The sequence below is a fragment of the Eleftheria terrae genome (genome assembly GCF_030419005.1).
Lineage (GTDB): Bacteria > Pseudomonadota > Gammaproteobacteria > Burkholderiales > Burkholderiaceae_C > Caldimonas > Caldimonas terrae.
This window is the reverse complement of record NZ_CP106953.1, coordinates 569,475-594,029: the sequence shown is the minus strand read 5'-3', so window position 1 is coordinate 594,029 and position 24,555 is coordinate 569,475. Positions and strand designations below refer to the sequence as shown.

The following is a 24,555-nucleotide window of genomic DNA, read 5'->3' as shown; positions in this document are numbered from 1 at the left end:
CTGTGACTCGCCGTGATTTGCTACTTGCCTACAAGCAAGGCGCGCTGACGACACCCGACCTGGTGGACGCGCTGAAGGCGCTGGACGCCGTCAGGTGCTATCCGCTTTCCGAGGGCCAGCGCGGCCTGTGGGCGACCGAGCAGGTGTCGAACCAGCGCTACGCCTACAACGTTCCGCTGTGCCTGCGCACCCGTAGCCCCGTGGACGTGCCGCTGCTGCGCGCGGCCTGGAGCCTGACGCTGATCGATCATGCGTCGCTACGCGCCGTCATCGAGCAGCAGGAGGACGGCACGCTTGGGCAGTGTGTACGGCCGTGGGACCGCCTGCCGTTTGCACGGCATGACATCACGTCGCTCGAACCCGGCGCGGTCACCGCGTTGATCCAGGCGGAGCTGCGCAAGCCGATCCGGCTGGACGAAGGGCCGCTGTGCCGCTTGCACCTGCTGTCGCGCGGCGAACAGGATCACCTGGTCCTGGTGGTCGTCCACCACATCGTCTTCGACGGCGGCTCCGCGGAGCCGCTGCTCGATGCACTGCTCGGCCACTATCAAGCCTTGCTGGACCGGCGGCCCTTGCAGCCGCGGCCGACGCTGCGCTACGAGGACTTCGTCGCATGGGAGCGCGCCCAGCTCGACACCGAGTCGATGGCCGAGCACCGGCGCTACTGGCGGCAGCAGCTGGCCGGCACGCTGCCGGTGCTGGCCCTGCCGACCGACCGTCCACGCTCGACCGCTGGCGGGATCGACGGCCGCACCTGGGCGCATCGCTTGCCGGCCGCGCTGGTCGACGGTGTCCGGCAGGCCTGCCGGGCGCAGCGCGTCAATGCCAGCGTGCTGTTGCTCGGCGTGTTCGCCATGCTGCTGCACCGCTATGCGGGCGAATCGGACCTGGTGATCGGGGTGCCCACGCTGGGCCGGCCCCCGCGCGGTTTCGACCGGGTGGTGGGCTACTTTGTCAACACCATCGCGCTGCGCTGCCGGATCGCCGCGGACCAGCCGTTCTCGGCGTGGCTGCAGGCGCTGCAACGCACGATGAGCGACGGCCTGGACCATGCGGCCTATCCGTTCGCACGCGTGGTGCGCGACCTGGCGGGGCCGCGCGACGGGACCCACCAACCCGTCTTCCAGGTGGCCTACGAGTACGAGAGCAGCGCCCTGTTCGACTTGGGCCGCACGCTGGCCCGCCACGAGGCCCTGCAGCTGGCACCGGTCGAGGGGATCCAGCAGGACGGGTACTGCGAATTCGTGCTCGAGGTGGTCGAGCGGGCCGACGGCCTGGTGGCCAACTTCAAGTACGACGCCAGCCTGTACACCGAGGCCACCGTGGCCCGGATGGCAGCGCACTACCAGCACTTGTTGGCCCAGGTGGTCGAGCAGCCCGACGTCGCGCTCAGCGGCTACCAGGTGCTGACGCCCGCCGAGGCCCACCGCCAGCTGGTCTTGTGGAATGCGACGCAGGCCCCCTATCCGGCCGACCGTGGCGTGCACGAGCTGGTCGACGACCAGGCGCGTCGCACGCCGGACGCCACCGCGGTGGTGTTTGGCGACCGGCGGCTGTCGTACCGGGCGCTCGCGCAGCAGAGTGACCGGCTGGCCGAGCAGCTGGCGGAACGCGGCGTGCAGCCGGGGGACCGGGTCGGCGTCTGCCTGGCCCGATCGAGCGCGTTGCCGGTCAGCCTGCTGGGCATCCTGAAGGCCGGCGCAGCCTACGTGCCGCTCGACCCCAGTTTCCCGCAAGACCGGCTGCAGTACATGCTGCAGGACAGCGAGGCCCGCTGCGTGGTGACCGAGGACGCGCAGCGCCGGCTCATCGGGCGCCTGGCTCCCGACGGGGTGCAGATCGTCTGCCTGGACGAGAGCCGGCCGGACGACACCCTGGACGGGCCGTCGCGCCGCTCCACCGACAGCCGGCCCACCACTGCGCGCCCGGCGGCGCTGCCTGCGGCCGAGCCACATGCGCTGGCCTACGTGATGTACACGTCCGGCAGCACCGGCAAGCCCAAGGGCGTGATGATCACGCACCGGTCCCTGACGAACTTCCTGATCTCGATGCGCCGCGAGCCGGGCATGACCGAGCGGGACCGCCTGCTGGCGGTGACCACCTACAGCTTCGACATCGCCGGGCTGGAGCTGTACCTGCCGCTGATCGTCGGCGCCACCTGCCATCTGTGCGATACCGCCACCGCGAAGGACGCCGAACGGTTGAGGCAGGAGATCGCCCGTGTCCAGCCGACCGTGATGCAGGCCACGCCCGTGACCTGGTCGACCTTGCTGCAAGTGGGCTGGCGCAACGAGACCGGGTTGCGCATGCTGTGCGGCGGCGAGGCGCTGCCGGCCGCGTTGCGGCGCCGCATCGTCGACGAAGGGTGGCCTGCCTGGAACCTGTACGGTCCCACCGAGACGACGATCTGGTCGACCGTCGAGCGCATCGTCGACGCCGAGGGCGACTCCATCGGCAGACCGATCGCCAACACGCAGGTCTACATCCTCGACCCGTACGGCCAGCCTGCGCCGGTGCTGGTGCCGGGAGAACTCTGCATCGCCGGCGACGGGCTGGCGCTGGGCTACCTGCACCAGGCCGAGCTGACGGCCGAGAAGTTCACCGACCACCCGGTCTGCCCGGGCCGCAAGCTGTACCGGAGCGGCGACCTCGCGTACTGGCGCGCGGACGGCTCAATCGGCTACCTGGGCCGTGCCGACGGGCAGGTGAAGCTGCGCGGCTACCGTCTCGAGCTGGGCGAGGTCGAGCGCTGCCTGAACCAGCATCCGCAGCTGCAGGCGGCGGCGGTCGCGCTGGTCGAGCGGGACGACGGCAAGCGGCTGGTTGCCTGCTGCGTGCCCCGGCCATCCACCGCCGGCGCCGCAGCGCTGGACCTGTCAGCGGCCGACACGCTGCGCGCCCTGCGCGAGTACCTCGGCACGACGCTGCCGGACTACATGGTCCCGGCCCTGTTCATTGAAGTTGCGAGCCTGCCGCTGACCCCGAACGGCAAGCTGGACCGTCGCCAGCTCGCCCTGACGGCCGCCGCCGCCGTCGACCGGCGGCGCGATGCCGTCGCCGCGCCGGCGCCCTCCGGCGAGCATCGCGACGAAGCCCGGCGCGTCGATGTCGAGCGCCGCCTGCGCCGCATCTGGCAGCATGCGCTGGCGCGCGATGCCATCGACCCGGATGCCGGCTTCTTCGACCTCGGCGGCGATTCCGTGCTCGCGGTGACGGTGGCCGCGCAGATCCGGGCCGAGTTCGCTTGCGAGTTCGACACCACCGCGGTGTTCCGCTACGGCACGCTGCGTCGGGTCACCGACCAGGTGAGGGCGCAGCTGTCCCGCGACGTCGTGCCCCCCGCGGAACCCGCCGCGGAACCCGCGGCCGATCGCGCCAACGAAGCCGCCATCGGCGACCGCACCCGCGCGCAAGACGACACCGCACCGGTGTCGGCCGGGGCCACCAGCGAGGCGGCCGCCGACACGTGGCCGCCTCACTACCGCGACAGTGTCGCGATCATCGGCATCTCCTGCGAACTGCCGGGCGCCGAGCACCACCGGGCCTTCTGGCAGAACCTGGTCGCAGCCAAGGAGAGCGTCCAGGTCCTGTCGCCGCCCACCTTGCGCGCGGCGGGTGTGCCGGAGCGCCTGCTCGCCGACCCGGCCTATGTGCCGGCGCACGCGGGCATCGCCGGGCGCGCCTGGTTCGATGCCGAGTTCTTCAAGATCGCACCGCGCGACGCCGAGCGGATGGACCCGCAACTGCGCCTGTTGCTGCAGCACGCCTGGAAGGCCGTGGAGGACGCGGGGTATCGGCCCGGCGACCTGCCGGACACCGGTGTCTTCGTCACGAGCAGCCGCAACGACTATGCGGGCGCCGCAGCGGCAGGCGACCCCGGCCTGGCGGTGCTGGACAGCGGCGAACGCTACGTGTCGTGGCTGTTGTCGCAGAGCGGCACCATCCCGACCATGATCTCGCACCGGCTGGGCCTGAAAGGCCCCAGCCTCGCAGTGCACTCGAACTGCTCGTCATCGCTGGTCGCGCTCAGTCTGGCCTGTCGCAGCCTGCTCAGCGGCGAAACCCGGCAGGCGCTGGTCGGTGCGGCGGCGCTGCTGGCGCCCTGCGATCTGGGATACGTCCACCAGCCGGGCCTCAACTTCTCCAGCGACGGCCATGTGAAGGCCTTCGATGCGTCGGCCGACGGCCTGGTCGGCGGTGAAGGCGTCGCCGTGGTCCTGCTGAAGCGGGCCTGCGATGCGGTGGCCGACGGCGACCCGGTGTACGCGCTGATCCGCGGGGTGGCGGTCAACAACGACGGCGATGCCAAGGCCGGCTTCTACGCACCGAGCGTGGACGGCCAGTCGGCGGTCATCGACAAGGTGTTGCGCGAGACAGGGGTGGACCCGCAGTCGATCGGCTATGTCGAAGCACACGGCACCGGCACCGCGCTCGGCGATCCGATCGAGCTGGCAGCGCTCAGCCATGCCTATCGGCGCCATACCGACCGGACCGGCTTCTGCGCCATCGGCTCGGTCAAGACGAACATCGGGCACCTCGACACGGCCGCCGGTCTGGCCGGACTGGTCAAGGTGGCACTGAGCCTGCGGCATCGCGCGATCCCGCCGACGCTGCACTACCAGTCGCCCAACCCGGCCTTCGCGTTCGAGCAGTCGCCGTTCCATGTGGTCGACCGCTACGTCGACTGGCACCACAACAGCGGCCCGCGGCGCGCCGCGCTGAGTTCGTTCGGCATCGGCGGCACCAACGCGCATGCCATCCTGGAGGAGTTCATCGCGCCGCCGGCCCTTGTCTGCGCCGGGGCGCCAGGGCCGGCCTGGCAGGTGGTGCCGTTGTCGGCCCGCGACGCCGAGCGGCTGCTCGACCTGGCCGGCGCGCTGCGGCGGTATCTCGACGACCCCGCAGGCGCATCCCTCGACCTGGGCGACCTGGCCTACACCCTGCAGGTCGGCCGGGTGCCAATGGAGCAGCGGCTGGCGTTCGTGGTGCAGTCCCTGGACGACCTGAAGGGCAAGCTCGACGCCTATCTGGCCGGCCCCGCCGACGCCGGCCGCATCCCTCACTGCTACGGACCGACCGGCCGCCGCCATGACGCGGTGCCCAACAGCGACAGCCCCGCGTTCAGCCCAGCGGCCGATCCGGCCATCGCCCGGCTGCCGGACGGCCGTTCGTGCGACGCCGAGGCCTACCGTGCCTGCCTGGAGCACTGGGTCGGCGGCGCAACGGTGGACTGGGCCGGCTGGCACCACGCCGGCATGGCGCCGGGACGCAGCCCAAAACGCCGCGTCTCGCTGCCAACCTATCCGTTCGCCAAGGTGGCTTACTGGCGCCACCCGGCGCCCCGGCCGGCCCAGCACGGCGCTGTCGCGTCCCCCGCCGGCACGCCGAACGCCGCCGTGCAGGACGCACCGCCCCAGTGCTTCGTCGAGGCATGGCAGGACGCGGCGCCGACCGCAGGCAGCAGCACGCCGCCCGCCGTCCTGGTGGTGTTCCTGTCCGGGCCGACCCGTCAACGCGCATGGTTCGACACCGTCGCGCAGCTCGCGCCGGGCACCCGGGTGGTGTTCGTCGAGCAGGGCGCGGCGGATGGCGACGCCGGCGCCGATCTTGACGCGGCGGCCCGGTCGGGCTCCGCTGCGCCGGCGGCCTTCGCACGCCACGCGGTGCGGCGCGACGACCCCGATGCCTATGTCGCGGTGTGCAAGCGCATCCGGGCCGCCGAAGGGGCGCTCGACGCCGTCTGGTACGCCTGGGCGCTGGAGGACCGCAGCTGCATCGACGACCCGCGGCCCATCGCCTGGCTATTGCACGGCTTGGGCGAGGCCGGCGCGCGCCGGACGCGGGTGTTGCTGGCGGCGGAGTTCGGCTGCGAGGTGGAGCGCTGCCACATCGAGTCGTGGATCGGCTATGAGCGATCGCTGCCACGGGTGCTGCCCGGTGTACAGGCGGCGGTGGTCCACCAGCCCCGGGGTGCCGCACAGCCGGCCGATGCAGGCGCTGCCACCGGGTGGCCGTGCTGGGCGCGACGGCTGTGGCATGCAAGCTCGGCGCCGACGCTGGAGAGCATCCTGTATGCCGGCGATCGACCCCAGGTCTTGCGCATGAGCCCGGCGGCGTTGCCCGACGACAGCGCCGGCGGCGCATTCCGCGTCCACGGCACCTATCTGATCACCGGGGGCCTGGGCCGGCTCGGGTATGCATTTGCACGCCACCTTGCGCAGCAGTACGCGGCACGCCTGATTCTGACCGGGCGCGCCGCCCTCGATGCCGACCGGCAGGCGCTGTTGCAGGACTTGCACCGCCTGGGCGGCAGCGCTGTCTACCTGGCTGTCGACGTCAGCGACGCTGTCGCGATGCGCGGCGCGCTGCAGCAGGCCGAGGCGCGGTTTGGCCCGCTCACCGGCGTGCTGCATGCAGCCGGCACCGACAGCGAGGCCACCCTGCTGAGCGCCACGGCGGCCGAGGTCGACGCGGTCCTGCGGCCGAAGGTCGCCGGCACGCTGGCGCTGGCTGCCGTGCTGGAGGCGCGCCCCCTGGACTTCGTTTGCTACTTTTCGTCGAGTGCGGCGATGCTGGGCGACTTCGGTCTCTGCGCGTACGCGGTGGCCAACCGGTTCGAGTTGGCCCATGCCAAGTACGCACCGCGGCCCGCCATGGCGATCTGCTGGCCACTGTGGGCCGAGGGCGGCATGGGATGGCGCGATGAGGCCGGCACCCGGCTGTACCTGCAAGCGAGCGGGCAGCATGCGCTTGAAACGCAAGCCGGCATCGCGGCCTGCGCAGCATTGATCGCGCAGCACCGATCGAACGGCGTGCGCCACGGCCTGGTGATGGTCGGCGACCCCGGCCGCCTGGGCCCGCTGCTCGGTGTGCCGGCCGGCGCGCCTGTGCAGGCGGTGGCGGGCAACTGGCCGTCGCACGATGCAGCGCCGCCCGGCTCGCTCGACCAGCGCGTGCTGAAGGACTTGAAGGACCACGCGGCTGCCTTGCTGAAGCTGCCGGTTGAGAAGCTGGGTGCCGAGACGAGCCTGGTGGACTTCGGCTTCGACTCCATCAGCCTGGTGAGTTATGCGAAGCAGCTGTCACAGGCATTCGGTTTCGATGTACTGCCCAGCGTCTTCTTCAGCCACGGGACCTTGCAGAAGCTGGCCGACCATCTCGTCTCGAAGCACGCCAGCGCGTTGATGCGGCGTGACGCAGCCGGTGCCCTGTCCGGCGCAGCGACCGCACAGGCGCAGCGCGCGAGCGCGAGGCCAGCGGCCAGCCCGGCGCACGCCTTGCCTCCCGGGACGCCGGGCGCGGTGCCGCGGCCCCCTGCAGCGCACGGCGACAACACCGGGCCCGAGCCGATCGCCATCGTCGGCATGAGTGGCCGTTTTCCCGGCGCAGCCAGTGTTGACGAGCTGTGGCAGCTGCTCGCCGAGGGGCGTGACGCGATACGGGAAATCCCGCTGACCCGTTTTGATTGGCGCGACTGCTACCACCCGCCGGGCGCAGCGGGCGAACCGGGTGGACTCCCGGCCGGCAAGACCAACAGCAAATGGATGGGCTGTCTCGATGGCGTCGACGAGTTCGATCCGCTGTTCTTCGAGATTTCGCCGAAGGAAGCGGAGCTGCTGGACCCACGCCAGCGCCTGCTGCTGCAGGAAGCGTTCAAGGCGCTGGAAGACGCCGGCTTCGGGGCCGTCCAGTTGCGCCAGCACCGGGTCGGCATGTTCGTCGGCGTGGAGCAGGGCGACTATCAGGCGCTGGTTGGCGACGCGGGCAGTGTCACGGCGAACCATGATGGCGTGCTCGCCGCACGGCTGTCGCATTTCCTGAACCTGACGGGCCCGGCCATGGCGATCAACACCTCGTGCTCGTCCGGCCTGGTCGCGGCCCACCTGGCCTGCGCCAGTCTGCGTGCGGGGGAATGCGACACCGCGGTGGCGGCTGGCGTCAACCTCATCCTCACGGCGCGTGCCTATGTCGACCTCGGGCAGGCCGGCATGCTGTCGCCTGACGGCCGGTGTCACGCATTCGACCGGCGGGCCAACGGCATGGTGCCGGGCGAGGCCGTGGTGGCCGTCGTGCTGAAGCGGCTGGCGCGTGCCGAGGCGGACGGCGACCCGATCCATGCGGTCATCCGTGGCAGCGGCCTCAACCATGACGGGCGCACCAATGGGCTCACCGCGCCGAGCGGGACGGCACAGGCCGCCCTGATCGGCGAGGTGTACCGGCGTGCCGGCGTGCAGCCGGCGGACATCGGCTACATCGTGACGCATGGCACGGGGACGCGGCTGGGCGATCCGGTCGAGATCCAGGCGCTGCAGGAAGCCTTCCAGGAGGCGGTGTTGCCGCCGCCCGGCTGCGCACTCACCTCGACCAAGTCCAACCTGGGCCACACCTTTGCAGCGTCGGGCCTGGTCAGCCTGGTGGGCCTGGTGCAGGCCCTGCGACACGAGACCATTCCCGCGAGCCTGCACTGCGACCAGCCGAGCGACTACGTCGACTGGTCCCTCAGCCCCTTCTACGTGAACACGCGCAACCGCGCCTGGCCGCGTACGCCGCATCGCCCCCGCTGCGGCGCGGTCAGCGCCTTCGGCATGAGCGGCACCAACGTCCACATGGTGGTGCAAGGGCATGACGCGGCGGGCCCCCTGCAGGCGCCCCATCGTGCCGCGCCCTGCCATCTGCTGGTGCTGTCGGCCAAGTCGGAGCTGGCCCTGCGCCAGCGGGCGGACGACCTGATCGCCATGCTGGAGGACCCCCGGCGCTGCTGGGACGCCGCCGCGCTCGCGGCGATGAGCCACACCCTGCTGAACCACCGCCAGCACTTCCACCACCGCCATGCCTGCGTGGTGGCGAGCCGCGAAGAGGCGGTGCAGGCGCTGCGCAGGCTGGACGGCGGCGACGGCCCGGTGGTGAGCCGGCGAGGCAAGGTGCCGCGGGAGGTGGTCGAGCAGCCCGGGTTGCGGCAGCAGCTGGACCAGGTGCTGGACGGGATCTCTACGCTGACCGAAGATCCGGCGGCGTATCGACAGGCCCTTGCGGTCCTCGCCGAGGGCTATTGCCAGGGCTACGCCCTGCCAGAGTGGCCGCTGTTCGGTGAGACGCCGCCCCGGCGCATCCCGCTGCCGACCTATGCCTTCCTGCGGGAGCGCTGCTGGGTCGAGGCCGGCGGCCGCGAGGACCGGGGGCCCGCGGCGGCCCCGGCCACCGCATCGCTTGGCGGCGCCGCGCCGCGGGCGCTGCCTGCCGGTGGCCCCGGGGTGCAGCTGCTGCGCAAGGTGTGGCAGCCGAAGGCGCTGCTGCCGGAGGAGGCAGGCGAGCGACGCGACGAGGCGGTGCCGCAGGTGGAGGGCGGGCGGCAGGTGCTGTTGGCGGGCGGCTTCGCGGCGCAGCTGCCGGCGCTGCAGGCGATGGCGCCAGCGCTGCGATGGCAGCTGCTGGGTGGCGCGGCAGACGGGGACACGGTGGCGCCCGGGGCGCTGCTGGCGCTGGCCGAGCAGGTGTACGGGCAGGTGCAGGCGCTGCTGCAGGGCAAGCCGAGGCAGCCGGTGCTGCTGCAGGTGGTGACCGACAGCACGAGCGGGCCAGGGGAGCTGGCGGCGGCGTTGAGCGGGTTGTTCAAGAGCGCAGGGCTGGAGAACCCGGCGTTCAAGGGGCAGGTGCTGGTGCTGCCGGGCACGGCGACGGCGCAGCAGCTGCACCAGGCGGTGCAGGAGAACGCGCAGGCTGCGGCACGCGAGGACGGAGAGATCCGCTACGTGGCGGGGCGCCGCGAGGTGGCCGGGCGCCAGGCGCTGGGGGCCGTCGAAGGCGCGGCCGCGGCGGCGACGGCGGGGGCCGGCATGCGCGCGCCGTGGCGGGCGGGCGGGGTGTACCTGGTCACCGGCGGGGCTGGTGGACTGGGGCTGATCTTCGCGCGGGAGATTGCGCAGCAGGCACGCGAGGCGACGATCGTGCTGGCGGGGCGCTCGGCCCTCGGGGAGGCACAGCGCCAGGCGCTGCAAGCGCTGCAGGCGCATGGACAGGGAGTGCGGCTCCACTACGTGCAGCTGGATGTGTGCGACGCGCAGGCGACGCAGGCGTGCATCGAGGGCATCGTGGCGCGGCACGGCGGGCTGCACGGCATTGTGCACAGCGCCGGGGTGATCCACGACAACTTCATCCTGAAGAAGAGCGCGGCGGAGTTCCGTGCGGTGCTGGCGCCCAAGGTGCTGGGGGCGTGCCACCTGGACCAGGCGACGCGCGAGCTGCGGCTGGACTTCCTGGTGCTGTTCGCGTCGATGTCGGGGGTGGAGGGCAACGTCGGGCAGGGCGACTATGCGCTGGCCAACGCGTTCCTGGATGGCTATGCCCGCTATCGCAACGGGCTGGTGCGGGTGGGGCTGCGCCACGGCAGGACGCTGTCGATCGACTGGCCGCTGTGGGCCGAGGGCGGCATGCGGGTGGATGCGGCGACGCTGGCGCAGATGCGAGCGCAGGGCCTGGACACGCTGGACAGCGCCGCCGGCATCGAGGCCTTCTACCGCGCCTGGCTCAGCGGCGAGGCGCAGGTCATGGTGGTCTCCGGCGCGCCGTCGCAGGGCGTGCCGGCATGCAGCTCCCCGCGGGTCGCGCACGACCACGCAGCGTCTGCGGCGAGCGCGGCGCCGGTGCCCGCCGAGCGCGCGACACACGCGCATGCCGAAGCGGTGGATGTGCAGGCGCGCTGCCTTCAGCGCCTGCAGCAGCTGCTCGGCGAGGTCCTGAAGCTGGCCCCCGACAGGATCGACGCCGACGAGCCGTTCGAGGCTTACGGCATCGATTCGCTGATGATCGTGCACCTGAACCGCCGGCTTGACTCCGTCTTCAGCCGCCTGTCGAAGACGCTGTTCTTCGAGTATTCGACATTGCGCGAGCTGGCCGCCTACCTGAGCGGCGCCCGCCCGCAAGAGTGCCGGCGTTGGTGCGAGCTGCCGGCTGGCGCGCCCGCATCCGCCGCGCCGGACGCCACCCTGTCGGGCGGCGCCGCCTCGGGCCCGCAGTGGCACCGCGCTGCGGTCGCGCCTGTGGGGCAGGTGGCAGCGCCGGGGCGGGAGGGCATCGCGGTCATCGGCTTGAGTGGCCGTTACCCGGGGGCGCGGACGATCGCCGAGTTCTGGGACAACCTGCGTGACGGCCGGCACTGCATCGGCGAGATCCCGCCGGAGCGCTGGCCGCTCAGCGGCTTCTACGAGCCCGACATGGACGTGGCGGTGCAGCAGGGCAAGAGCTACAGCAAGTGGGGCGGCTTCATCGACGGGTTCGCGGATTTCGACCCCTTGTTCTTCAACATCTCGCCGCGCGAGGCTGCCAACATCGATCCGCAGGAGCGCCTGTTCCTGCAGGCCAGCTGGGAAGTGCTGGAAGACGCCGGCTACACCCGGGAGGCCCTGAGCGCGCGGCATGCGGGCCGGGTCGGGGTGTTTGTCGGCATCACCAAGACCGGCTTCAACCTGTACGGGCCGCCACTGTGGCAGCGGGGCGACAAGGCCATGCCCTACACCAGCTTCGGCTCGGTGGCCAACCGGGTGTCCTATGTGCTGGATCTGCACGGCCCCAGCATGCCGATCGACACCATGTGCTCGGCCTCGCTCACTGCGCTCCACGAAGCGTGCGAGCACCTGCTGCGCCGGGAGTGCGAACTCGCCATCGCGGGCGGCGTCAACCTCTACCTGCATCCGAGCAGCTACGTCGGGTTGTGCTCGCAGCGCATGCTGTCGCCCAACGGCCTGTGCAGGAGCTTCGGCGCGCAAGGCAACGGCTTTGTGCCGGGCGAGGGCGTCGGCGCGGTGCTGCTCAAGCCCCTGAGCGCGGCGGTGCGCGACGGCGACCACATCTATGGCGTGATCAAGGCCACCAGCGTCAACCATGGCGGCAAGACGAACGGCTATACCGTGCCGAGCCCTGCCGCACAGCGCGACCTCGTGCTGGACGCGCTGCGCAAGGCCGGCGTCGACCCCCGGGCCATCAGCTACATCGAGGCGCACGGCACCGGCACCGAGTTGGGCGATCCGATCGAGATCGAGGGCCTGGCGCAGGCCTTCGGCCGCTACACGCAAGACCGGCAGTTCTGCGCGCTCGGTTCTGCAAAGACCAACATCGGACACCTCGAAAGCGCCGCCGGCATCGCCGGCGTCACGAAGGTGCTGCTGCAGTTGCAGCACCGCACGCTGGTGCCCAGCCTGCATGCCGAGGTCTTGAATCCGCTGATCGACTTCGAGCACACGCCGTTCCGCCTCCAGCAGGGGCGCAGCGCATGGCACCGGCCCGTCATCGAGCGCGACGGGGCGCCGGTCGAATGCCCCCGCCTGGCCGGCGTGAGCTCGTTTGGCGCAGGCGGCTCCAATGCGCATGTGCTCATCGAGGAGCACACGGAGCCGGGCGACGCAGGGAACGATGAGGCCGGGCGGCCGTCGCGCCGGCCGGCCTTGATCGTGCTGTCGGCCCGCACGGAGGAGCGGCTGCGGGCGTATGCGCAGCGACTGCTCGAGCATGTGTCGGCAACGCCGCTGTGCGAAGCGGACTTGTACCGCATCGCCTACACCTTGCAGGTGGGACGCGAAGCGATGGAGCACCGCATGGCGTGCGCAGTGTCCAGCCTCGACACTTTGCGCCGCACGCTCGCCGCGTTCGTCGAGCATCGGCGCGACGGCGAGGGCGTCGAGCGGGTCTATCAGCATGACGTGCGCCAGCACAAGGAGGCGGTGTCGGCCTTCAACAGCGACCCGGCGCCATGGCAATCCGCCGTGGCCTCGCTCGCGCAAGGCGATGCTGCGCAGCTGCTGCAGCTGTGGACGCAGGGGCTGAGGGTGGACTGGTCGCATCTGTACCAGGATGACGGCGCCTACGGGCCGCGGCCACCGCGTCGCATCTCGCTGCCCTCCTATCCGTTTGCGGGCCGGAAATACTGGCCGGGCGGCGTGCAGGACGCAGTGGCGCATGCCGCGGCGGCGCCGGACAGCGGCGCAGCGGCGGCAAGTGCCGAATCGGCCACGGCGCCAGGCGCCGATCGCTTGCCACGCGTCGTGCTGAGCGACTTGCGCCTCGCCGGGCGGCCGCCGGTCGCCGCGCTTTCCGCGAAGCCGGAGCCCGGCCGCGATGCAGGGCCTGGCGGCCGGGTGGCCGGGCAGCAAGGTGCCACCGAACCTGCCGCAGCGGGGCCGACGCCCGAGCAGCTGCGGCAGGAGCTGGTCGACAGCCTGGCCCAGGTCTTGTACCTCGAAGCAGCGGAGGTCGACTTCGACACCGCCTTCAGTGAGCTGGGGCTCGACTCCGTCACCGGGGTCGAGTGGACGCGCACGCTGAATCGCCGCTACGGCACCTCGCTGGTCGCCACCCGTCTCTACGACTACCCGACGGTCCGAACGCTGTCGAACCATCTGATCGCCCAGTCATCGTCTATGAGCCCCTCCACTCCGTCTCCCGTTCCGCTTGAGCGCCGTCCGGCGCCCGCACCTGTCGCCATGGCGGCACAGCAGGCCGGCGGCGTGTCGGCCCGCCTCTCGGTCGAGCTGCCAGCGACGGCCACGCCGGTGCCAGGCGACGACGCGGCCCGGCAGCCGGCCCGTTCGCGCGAAGACCTGTGCGCCGAACTGGCCGATGGGCTGGCCAGGGTCCTCTACCTCGAACGTCAGGACGTCGACCTCGACACCTCGTTCAGCGAGCTGGGCCTGGACTCGATCACCGGGATCGAGTGGATACGCGACCTCAACAAGCGCTATGGGTTGTCGCTGGTCGCGACCCGTCTCTACGACCATCCGACCGTCAACCGGCTGTGCGACTACCTGTCGACGCAAGCGCCGCGGCCTGGCCATGGTCTCGCTTCGGCTTCGGCTTCGGCTTCTGCGCAGGCCACGCCTCCGGCCACGGCACCCCTGCTGGGCGCCGGGCCAGCGGGCGGGCAGCCGGGCCCGGTGCAAGGGGGGGCGGCGGGGAAGCCGCCAGCACCCTCTGGTGGCAAGCCGACGGGCATCGCACTGGTGACGCTGGAGACGGGGCCGGGCGCGGTGTCCGGCGCCGCGGCTGACGCCGCCACTCAGGCGTGCGCCAGCGCCGGCGCCCGAAACCTCGCCCCGGCCGAGGCCGGTACGGAGGCCGGTGGCCTCTCGTCTGCCGAGCTGGCCGCTGCGCTGGCGCAAGGCCTTGCCAAGGTGCTGTACCTGGAGGGCGAGGATGTCGACCCGGAGGTCGCGTTCAGCGAACTTGGCCTGGACTCGATCACCGGGGTCGAATGGGTGCGGGAGCTGAACCGCCAGTACGGCACGTCGCTCAGCGTGGCGCGGCTCTACGACCATCCCAACATCCAGGCCCTGGCCGAGCACCTGCTGGCGCAGGAGGCGGTGCGATCGCGTGGCGCGTCCCGGGCCCGGCCGATGCCACCGGCGACGGCGGCGGCATCGATGGCCACGCCGCCCGCAGTGCAGGCACCGCAGGCACCGCGAGCGCCCCAGGCACAAGGTGAAGCCGCTGGCGCGGGCGCGTATGCGGCGGCTGGCGGGCGTGCGGAGCGTGGGGGCGAGGCGAAGGAGGTGCGCAGGCAGGGCATCGCGGTGGTGGGGATGTCGGGTGCGTTCCCGATGGCGGGTGACGTGCAGGCGTTCTGGGAGAACCTGGCGCAGGGGCGTGATTGCGTGTCGGAGGTGGGGGGGCATCGGTGGTCGATCCAGGAGCACTACGACGCGGACCCGCAGGCGCCGGGCAAGACGTACAGCAAGTGGATGGGCAGCCTGGAGGAAGCGGACCGGTTCGACGCGCTGTTCTTCAACATATCGCCGGCCGAGGCGATGTCGATGGACCCGCAGCAGCGGGTGTTTCTGGAGCACAGCTGGCGCTGCATCGAGGAAGCGGGGATCGACCCGCGCAGCCTGTCGGGCAGCCGCTGCGGGGTGTACGTGGGCTGCGGGCCGGGGGACTACGGCTATGCGCCCGGGGGCAGCGGGCTGACGGCGCAGGTGCTGACGGGCAACTCGTCGTCGATCCTGTCGGCGCGGATCTCGTACTTTCTGAACCTGCGGGGCCCGTGCATGGCGCTGGACACGGCGTGCTCGTCGTCGCTGGTGGCGATCGCGCTGGCGTGCGACAGCCTGGAGAGCGGGACATGTGATGCGGCGCTGGCCGGCGGGGTGTGCGTGCTGACGGGGCCGAGCCTGCACATCATGACGAGCAAGGCGCGCATGCTGTCGCGCCAGGGGCGCAGCTTTGCGTTCGATGCGAGGGCGGACGGTTTTGTGCCGGGCGAGGGGGTGGGGGTGCTGCTGCTCAAGCGCTATGCGGATGCGGTGCGCGAGGGCGACCAGATCCACGGGGTGATCCGTGGCTGGGGGGTGAACCACGACGGCAAGACCAACGGGATGACGGCGCCGAGCGTGAACTCGCAGGCGCAGCTGGAGCGCGAGGTGTACGAGCGCTTCGGGATCGACCCGGGGACGATCACGCTGGTGGAGGCGCACGGCACGGGCACGCAGCTGGGGGACCCGATCGAGGTGGAGGCGCTGACGGCGGCGTTTGGTGCGTACACGCAGCGGCGGCACTACTGCGCGCTGGGGTCGGTGAAGAGCAACATCGGGCACCTGCTGGCGGCCGCGGGGGTGGCGGGGGTGATCAAGGTGCTGCTGTCGCTGAGGCACCGGATGCTGCCGCCGACCATCCAGTACGAGAAGCTGAACGAGCACGTGGTGCTGGAAGGCGGGCCGTTCTACATCAACGACCGGCTGCAGCCGTGGGAGACGGGGGGGCAGGGTGCGCGGCGCGCGGCGGTGAGTTCATTCGGCTTCAGCGGCACGAATGCGCACGTGGTGATCGAGGAGCCTGAGGAGGGTGAGCGCGACGAGGCGCCGGTGGTGGTGGTGAATGAGGCGCAGCCGGGGCTGCTGGTGCTGTCGGCCAGGAGCGAGGAGCGGCTGCAGGCGCAGGCGCGGCAGCTGCAGGCGCACCTGCAGGCGCAGGCGTGGAGCGAGGCGCAGCTGGCGCAGATGCTGTACACGCTGCAGAGCGGTCGCGAGGCGATGGAGCACCGGCTGGCGGTGCAGGCGCGCACGCGGGAGCAGCTGGTGCAGGCGCTGGGGGACTTCATTGGTGGCCGGCGCAATGCCGACGTGCAGGTGGGGCGGGTGCAGCGCACGGCCGAGGGGGGCTGGCTGAGCGAGCAGGACGAGGACGTGGGGGCGCTGATCGAGGCGTGGGTGCGCAAGCAGCGGTGGAAGAAGCTGGGCGAGGCGTGGGTGCGCGGGGTGCAGATCGACTGGCGGCGCCTGTATGCCGCGGGCCGGCCGCGGCGCATCTCGCTGCCCACCTATCCCTTCCTCAGGGAGCGCTACTGGCTCGAGGACGACCAGCGTCCCGGCGCTGCGCGCGTCGTGGCCGGCCCCGGCTTGCATCCCCTGCTGCATCGCAACACCTCGAGCCTGAACCGGCAGCGCTTCAGCTCGCGGTGGGCCGGCGACGAGTTCTTCCTGGCAGGGCATCGGGTGGAAGGGCGGCCGGTGCTGCCGGGGGTGGCCTATCTGGAGATGGCGCATGCGGCGGTGCAGGCATCGCTCGACGCACCGGCACCCGAGGTGGGCGCCATCGCGCTGGAGGACATCGTGTGGGTCCGGCCCCTGGCGGTCGTGGCGCCGGTCGAGGTGCACATCAGCCTGGTCCCGACGGAGTCCGGCCAGATCGAGTTCGAGGTGTACACCGACGCCCCCGCACAGCACGGCGATCGGGAGCGCGTCGTGCACGCCCGGGGCCGCGCGACGACGAGCGACGCCGGCGCAGCATCGGCCTCGATGGACCTCGCCGCGTTGCGCGAGCGTTGCGACCTCTCGTTCGAGCCCGGGCAGTGCTATGACGCTTTCCGTGCGATGGGACTGGACTACGGTGCCGCGCACCAGGGATTGGCGGGCGTGCAGGTGGGCACCGATGCCAGCGGCGCGCGTTTCGTGCTGGCGCGGGTGGTGCTGCCCGGTTGCGTCGCGGGCTCGGCCGAGTCTTTCGTACTGCATCCCAGCGTGCTGGACAGCGCCTTGCAGGCCTCGATCGGCCTGCTGCTCGACCGCCAGGACAGCTCGATCGAGCCGGCCCTGCCGTTCGCGCTCGAGCATGTCGCCATCCGGGCCCGCAGCCCCCGGCAAGCCTGGGTGGTGGTGCAGGGCGGTGCCGGCGGCGAGGCGGCCGCGGGTGGGCGGAAATGGGACCTCACGATATGCGACGACCGCGGCGCGGTGTGCGTGCAGCTGAGCGGCCTCACCTCGCGTGTCCTCGTCGACACGACCGGTGTGGCGGATGACGCGCCGCAGCCCGTGCAGCTGCTGCGCAAGGTGTGGCAGCCGAAGGCGCTGCTGCCGGAGGAGGCAGGCGAGCGACGCGACGAGGCGATGCCGCAGGTGGAGGGCGGGCGGCAGGTGCTGTTGGCGGGCGGCTTCGCGGCGCAGCTGCCGGCGCTGCAGGCGATGGCGCCAGCGCTGCGATGGCAGCTGCTGGGTGGCGCGGCAGGCGGGGACACGGTGGCGCCCGGGGCGCTGCTGGCGCTGGCCGAGCAGGTGTACGGGCAGGTGCAGGCGCTGCTGCAGGGCAAGCCGAGGCAGCCGGTGCTGCTGCAGGTGGTGACCGACAGCACGAGCGGGCCAGGGGAGCTGGCGGCGGCGTTGAGCGGGTTGTTCAAGAGCGCAGGGCTGGAGAACCCGGCGTTCAAGGGGCAGGTGCTGGTGCTGCCGGGCACGGCGACGGCGCAGCAGCTGCACCAGGCGGTGCAGGAGAACGCGCAGGCTGCGGCACGCGAGGACGGAGAGATCCGCTACGTGGCGGGGCGCCGCGAGGTGGCCGGGCGCCAGGCGCTGGGGGCCGTCGAAGGCGCGGCCGCGGCGGCGACGGCGGGGGCCGGCATGCGCGCGCCGTGGCGGGCGGGCGGGGTGTACCTGGTCACCGGCGGGGCTGGTGGACTGGGGCTGATCTTCGCGCGGGAGATTGCGCAGCAGGCACGCGAGGCGACGATCGTGCTGGCGGGGCGCTCGGCCTTGGGGGAGGCACAGCGCCAGGCGCTGCAAGCGCTGCAGGCGCATGGACAGGGAGTGCGGCTCCACTACGTGCAGCTGGATGTGTGCGACGCGCAGGCGACGCAGGCGTGCATCGAGGGCATCGTGGCGCGGCACGGCGGGCTGCACGGCATCGTGCACAGCGCCGGGGTGATCCACGACAACTTCATCCTGAAGAAGAGCGCGGCGGAGTTCCGTGCGGTGCTGGCGCCCAAGGTGCTGGGGGCGTGCCACCTGGACCAGGCGACGCGCGAGCTGCGGCTGGACTTCCTGGTGCTGTTCGCGTCGATGTCGGGGGTGGAGGGCAACGTCGGGCAGGGCGACTATGCGCTGGCCAACGCGTTCCTGGATGGCTATGCCCGCTATCGCAACGGGCTGGTGCGGGTGGGGCTGCGCCACGGCAGGACGCTGTCGATCGACTGGCCGCTGTGGGCCGAGGGCGGCATGCGGGTGGATGCGGCGACGCTGGCGCAGATGCGAGCGCAGGGCCTGGACACGCTGGACAGCGCCGCCGGCATCGAGGCCTTCTACCGCGCCTGGCTCAGCGGCGAGGCGCAGGTCATGGTGGTCTCCGGCGCGCCGGTGGAGGCAAGGCGCTCTACCGCGCCGGCACGCCGGCCCGAAGCGGCGCACGCCATGCCGGCGGCCACCGTGGAGCCGGCCGTTGCGGCGGCCGTCACCGCGCCGCCGGGTACCGCGCAGCCGCATGGCGAGCTGCGCGAGAAGACGCAGCGCTTGCTGAAGACGCTGATGTCCGGGCCGTTGAAGCTGACGGCCGACCGCATCGAATCGGACGCGGGGCTGGAGCGCTACGGCATCGACTCGATCCTGGCATTGCAGCTCGTCAGTGAGCTGGAGCGCAGCTTCGGCCCGCTGCCGAAGACCTTGATGTTCGAGTACCAGAGCGTTGCGGCGCTGGCGGACTATTTCATTGAACATCACCGCGGCACGCTGGCAGCGACCTTGACGCCAGCGGCAGCGACGCCGCTGGCGGGCAGCGCGCCCGTCGCCGCGTCCGCGGCCCGGTCTGCCGCGGCCCGCCCGGAGCCGGCGCCCGGCGGCATGCCGGTGGCGCGCTCGCGCTTCGCGGCGCCGGCCGCGCCGGCCCAGCCCGCTGCCTTGCCGGCGCCGGAACCCGCCATTGCCATCGTCGGCCTGAGCGGGCGCTATCCGGGCGCAAGCGACATCCGCGCCTTCTGGCAGCAGCTGCAGGCGGGCAGCGACAGCATCCGCGAGATTCCCGCCGAGCGCTGGAACCACGAGCTGTACTTCGACGCCGAGCCCGGCCGGCCGGGCAAGACCTACAGCAAATGGGGCGGCTTCATCGACGGGGTCGACGAATTCGACTCGCTGTTCTTCAACATCTCGCCGATCGAGGCGCAGCACATGGACCCGCAGGAGCGCTTGTTCCTGCAATGCGCCTACCACACCATGGAGGATGCCGGCTACACCGCCGACACGCTGGGCCGCCGGGGCACCCCCGACACCGACCGTCGCATCGGCGTGTTCGTCGGCGTGATGTACGACGAGTACCAGCTCTACGGGGCGCAGGCACAGGCGCTCGGCCAGCCCTATGCGCTGGGCGGCAATCCGGCGTCGATCGCGAACCGGGTGTCGTACTTCTGCAATTTCCACGGACCCAGCCTGACGGTGAACACGATGTGCTCGAGTTCGCTGACGGCACTGCATCTTGCCTGCCAGAGCCTGCGCCGTGGCGAGTGCGTGGTGGCCATTGCCGGCGGCGTCAACGTCTCGATCCATCCCAACAAATACCTGGCGCTGGCGCAAGGTCAGTTCGCCGCGAGCAACGGGCGCTGTATGAGTTTCGGGGCGGGTGGCGACGGCTATGTGCCCGGCGAGGGCGTCGGCGCGGTGCTGTTGAAGCCGCTGGCCGATGCCTTGCAGGACGGCGACCACATCTATGGCGTGATCAAGGGCAGCAGCGTCAATCACGGCGGCAGGACCCATGGCTACACGGTGCCGAATCCGCACGCGCAGGCCAGGGCCATCGAGTCGGCCCTGCAGAGCGCCGGCGTCGACGCTCGCGCGGTCAGCTATGTCGAGGCACATGGCACCGGCACCAGCCTGGGCGACCCGATCGAGATCGCCGGCCTGACACAGGCCTTCTCGCGGTACACGTCCGACACACAGTACTGCGCGATCGGGTCCGCGAAATCCAACATCGGCCACCTCGAAAGCGCCGCCGGCATCGCGGCCCTCACCAAGGTGCTGCTGCAGATGGGCCATGGGATGCTGGTGCCGAGCCTGCACGCCGACACGCTGAATCCGCACATCGACTTCGATCGCACGCCTTTCGTGGTGCAGCGAGGCCTGGCGCCCTGGGCGCGGCCGGTCGTCGAGCGTGACGGCAAGACGATCGAGTATCCGCGCATCGCCGGCATTTCGTCGTTCGGCGCCGGTGGTGCCAACGCCCATCTGATCGTCGAGGAATGGTCTGAACCGTCGCGACGCGACCGCGACACGGCGGTGCTGTGCCCCGGGCAGCCCGCCTTGGTCGTGCTGTCCGCCAAGGACGAGGTGCAGCTCGCGGAACAGGTGCGACAGCTGCTCGCCCACCTGGCAAGCAGCACGCTCGGCGACGCCGACCTGCCGCACCTTGCGTACACCTTGCAGCTGGGGCGGGAGGCGATGGAGTGCCGCCTGGCCCTGACCGCGAGCAGCATGGCCGAGCTGGCCGACAAGCTGCGGCGCAGCCTGGAGGGCGGCGCGGCGGCCGCGGCGCTCGACGGGTGCTACCGGGGCGACACCAAGGGCCACAGGGCCGCGCTCGCGGTGTTCGGCGTCGACGCCGGCCTGCAGCAGGCGGTGGTGGGCTGGGTCGCCCAGGGGCACCACGGTCGCTTGCTCGACCTGTGGGTGCGGGGCCTGCCGTTCGACTGGGGGCGCTTGTACGAGCCGGACGCGCAATACAGCCTGCAGCGGCCCCGCCGCATGTCCTTGCCGACCTATCCCTTCGCACGCGACCGGCACTGGCTGCCCGTGACGCCGGTGGTCGCTGCGGCCATGCCGTCATCCACCGCAGCTGCGCCGGCCGTCGGCGGACAGGGCGAACGGCTGCTGCAGAAGGTGTGGCAAGCCGGACCGCTTCCGCTGCCGCCAGGCGACCTGCCCGGGGCGCTCATCGTCTGCACCGCGGCCACCCGGGCCTGCGCCGACGGCCTGGCAGGGCTGATGCCCGGCAGCCGGGTGATCGCCGTCGATGAGTCACCGCGCGAGCCGCTCGATGCGCAGGCGTGGCAAGGCCTGGCGAGCTGGATCGACGTGACCGGATGCAGTACCGACCGGCTCGACAGCCTCGACTGGTTCGGGCTCTTGCAGGACTGGCTGCGCGGTCGTGCCGGCGCCGGCGGGCTCGCGCTGTGCGTGACGCGAGGGCTGGAGGCCTGCGGCGACGGCCTCCCCAACCTGGGAGGCGCGGAGCGGGTCGGCCTGTACCGCATGCTCTCCAGCGAACATGCCGGGCTGCGGTCGCGGCATGTCGACCTCGATCCTGCGGCCGACCTCGCGACCCAGCTGCGACAAGTCGCGATGGAGTGCGCGGGTGGGCTGGACGAACTCGAGGTGTGTTACCGCCACGACACGCGCCATGTCGCCGTCCTCCAGGAAATACCGCATCGACCCGACTCCTTGGCTGACGCGCCAACGCCGTTCCCCGCCGATCGGGTGTTGTGGATCACGGGCGGAACCCGGGGGCTCGGCGCTGCCTGTGCCGAGCACTTCGTGCGCCGATACGGCGTGCGCAAACTGGTCCTGACCGGGCGCGAGGCCTGGCCGCCACGCGCCGACTGGGCGCTGGTGCAAGGGGACGACACCCCGCTGGCCCGCAAGATCCGGGCGGTGCTGGCGCTGGAAGCGGCAGGCGCGCAGGTGCGGGTGTTGTCACTGCCCTTGACCGACGCCGCCGCGCTGCAGCAGAGCGTGCAAGCGGTGAAGGCCGAGTGGGGCCCGGCGGGGGGCGTGATCCACTGCGCCGGAACCGCGGACCACGAGACCCTGGCATTGCTCGACAAGAGCGCCGCCGGCGTCTCGCGCGTGCTGGCGCCGAAGGTGGCCGGGCTCGATCGCCTCATCGAGAGCTTCGCTGGCGAGCCGCTGCGCTTCTTCCTGCTGTTCTCGTCCGTGTCGAGTGCGGTGCCCTGCCTGGCGGTCGGCTACGGCGATTACGCGATGGCCAACGCCTACATGGACTACGCCGCCCACGCGCATGCGGCGCGGCTGCCGATCCGCAGCATCCAGTGGCCGAGCTGGAAGGAAACCGGCATGGGCGAGACGAAGAGCAGCCGGTACCGCGACCTCGGCTTCCTCAGCCACACCACGGCGCAGGGCCTGCGCCTGCTCGACCAGGTGCTGGCGCGCGACACCGGCCCCGTCGTGCTGCCGGCGCGGGTCGACCTGGCACGCTGGCAGCCGCAGCAGCTGCTGCAGGTCGCGGCCCGGCCGCCGGTGCGCGCAGCGCGGCCGGCTGCATTGCCGGCGCCAGCGCCGGCAATGCCGTCGTCGGTGCAGGCCTGGCTCACGCAGCAGGTGTCACAGGCCTTGCGCATCGACGCCGCGCGCCTCGACGCCGACACGCCCTTGCCCGACTACGGCGTTGACTCCATCGTGCTGGCGCAGCTGCTGCGCCAGGTCGGGCAGCGCGTCGGACGCAGCCTCGACCCGTCGATCCTGTTCGAGCACCCGACCATCAAGGGCTTCGCGAACTGGCTCACCGAGCAGTTCGGTGCGGCGCTGCCGGACGCGCTGGCGCCCGCTGCGGCCGCCGGCCCTGCTGATGCGCCGGCTGGCGCAGGCGCCTCGGCAGTGCCGCCGCCGGTGTCGGGCGAGCCGCCGGAGCCGGTCTCGGCGCCGCCCGCGGCGGGCCCTTCGGCCACCGCCCCGGTCGAAGCCGGCATGGTCGGCTCCGGCGCGCCCGCGCCGCTCGACAGCTCCGGCCGCGACATGGCCGCCAGCGGCCCAGCCGGCCACCGCAGCGCAGGCAACGACGTCGCAGCGCACGACATCGCGGTGGTGGGCCTGGCCTGCCGTTTCCCCGGGGCCGCCGACCTGGATGGCTACTGGCGCCTGCTGTCGGAAGGTCGCTCGGCGATACGCCGCGTGCCGAGCAGCCGCTGGGGCCGGTCGAGCCCCTATCACGCCGCCACGTTCGACGAGGCAACGCGCTTCGACCGTGAGTTCTTCCGCATCTCCGCGGCCGATGCCCGGGCGATGGACCCGCAGGCGCTGATGGTGCTGGAGGAGAGCGTCAAGCTCTGGCACCACGCCGGCTACACGCCCGAGCAGGTCAAGGGACGGCCGATCGGCGTCTACCTGGGCGCGCGCAGCCGCAGCACGGCGGACGCGGCCGCACTCGCGGCGGCCGACAACCCCATCATGGCCGTTGGCGCGAACTACCTGAGCGCCAACATCTCGCGCCACTTCGATCTGCGCGGGCCCAGCATGGTGGTGGACACCGCCTGCTCTTCGGCACTGGTGGCGATGAATGTCGCGGTGCAGTCGCTGCGCAGCGGAGAGATCGAATCGGCGCTGGTCGGTGCAGTCAGTCTGCTCGACGGCGATCACGCGCTGCGGCTGTTCGAGCAACGCGGCATCCTGAGCCGCGAGCCGGCATTCCATGTGTTCGACCGGCGCGCCAGCGGGGCGGTCCTCGGCGAAGGGGCGGGCCTGGTCTGGTTGAAGACGGTGGATCAGGCGCTGCGCGACGGCGACTCCATCTATGCGGTCGTCAAGGCGGTCGCCATCAACAACGATGGCCGTACCGCCGGGCCGGCTGCGCCCAACCTGCAGGCGCAGAAGGACGTCATGGCGGCGGCGCTGGCACGCAGCGGCAAGTTGCCCGAGGAGATCGGCTACGTCGAGGTGAACGGGTCGGGGACCGAAGTGACCGACCTGCTCGAGCTGAAGGCCATCGAAGCGGTCTACCGGCCGTCCGGCCGGGTGGCCTGCGAGCTGGGTTCGATCAAACCCAACATCGGGCACCCGCTGTGTGCCGAAGGCATCGCCAGCTTCATCAAGAACGTGCTGATGCTGTTCCACGGGCGGCGCGTGCCGTTCCTGTCGGGCCAGCAGCCGATGCAGCACTACGACCTGGCGGCGTCGCCGTTCCGCTTCACGCACACCACCGAGGCGGCGGGGCCGGCGCCCACGGCGACGGCGATCAACAGCTTCGCCGACGGCGGCACCAACGCCCACGTGATCCTGCAGGCGTGGCGCGAGCCGGAGGGGCGTTCGCTGCGTCATGTGCCACTGGCGCCCCCGGTGCTGCGCCCGGTCGCCTGCGTCGCGCCGGCGCAGGCCGTGGCAGATGCCGCGGCCACGCCCGGCGCTGCGCAGGAGCTTGCGGGCATCGACACGCTGCTGGGGGCCGGCCCGGACGCGCCAGGCCGGTGGCTGCAGGCGCCTTCAGCCGAGGCGATCGAGTCGGGGCTGCGAGCAGGCACCGCGGTGGCCCGTCCCGTCCCTGGCAGCCAGGGCGGGGCCTTGGCCCGGAACTTCTGGAAGTGACGCAGTGACC

At 71.8% G+C, this 24,555-nt stretch carries 1 protein-coding gene; it reads left to right on the top strand.

Features of this window, described 5'->3' with window-relative positions; translation table 11 throughout:
- Nucleotides 1-2: 2 nt before the first annotated feature.
- On the top strand, nucleotides 3-24,545 hold the full coding sequence (locus N7L95_RS29165; protein WP_435870131.1) for a non-ribosomal peptide synthetase: 24,543 nt from the start codon (nucleotides 3-5) through the stop codon (nucleotides 24,543-24,545).
- The last annotated feature ends 10 nt before the right edge of the window (nucleotides 24,546-24,555 follow it).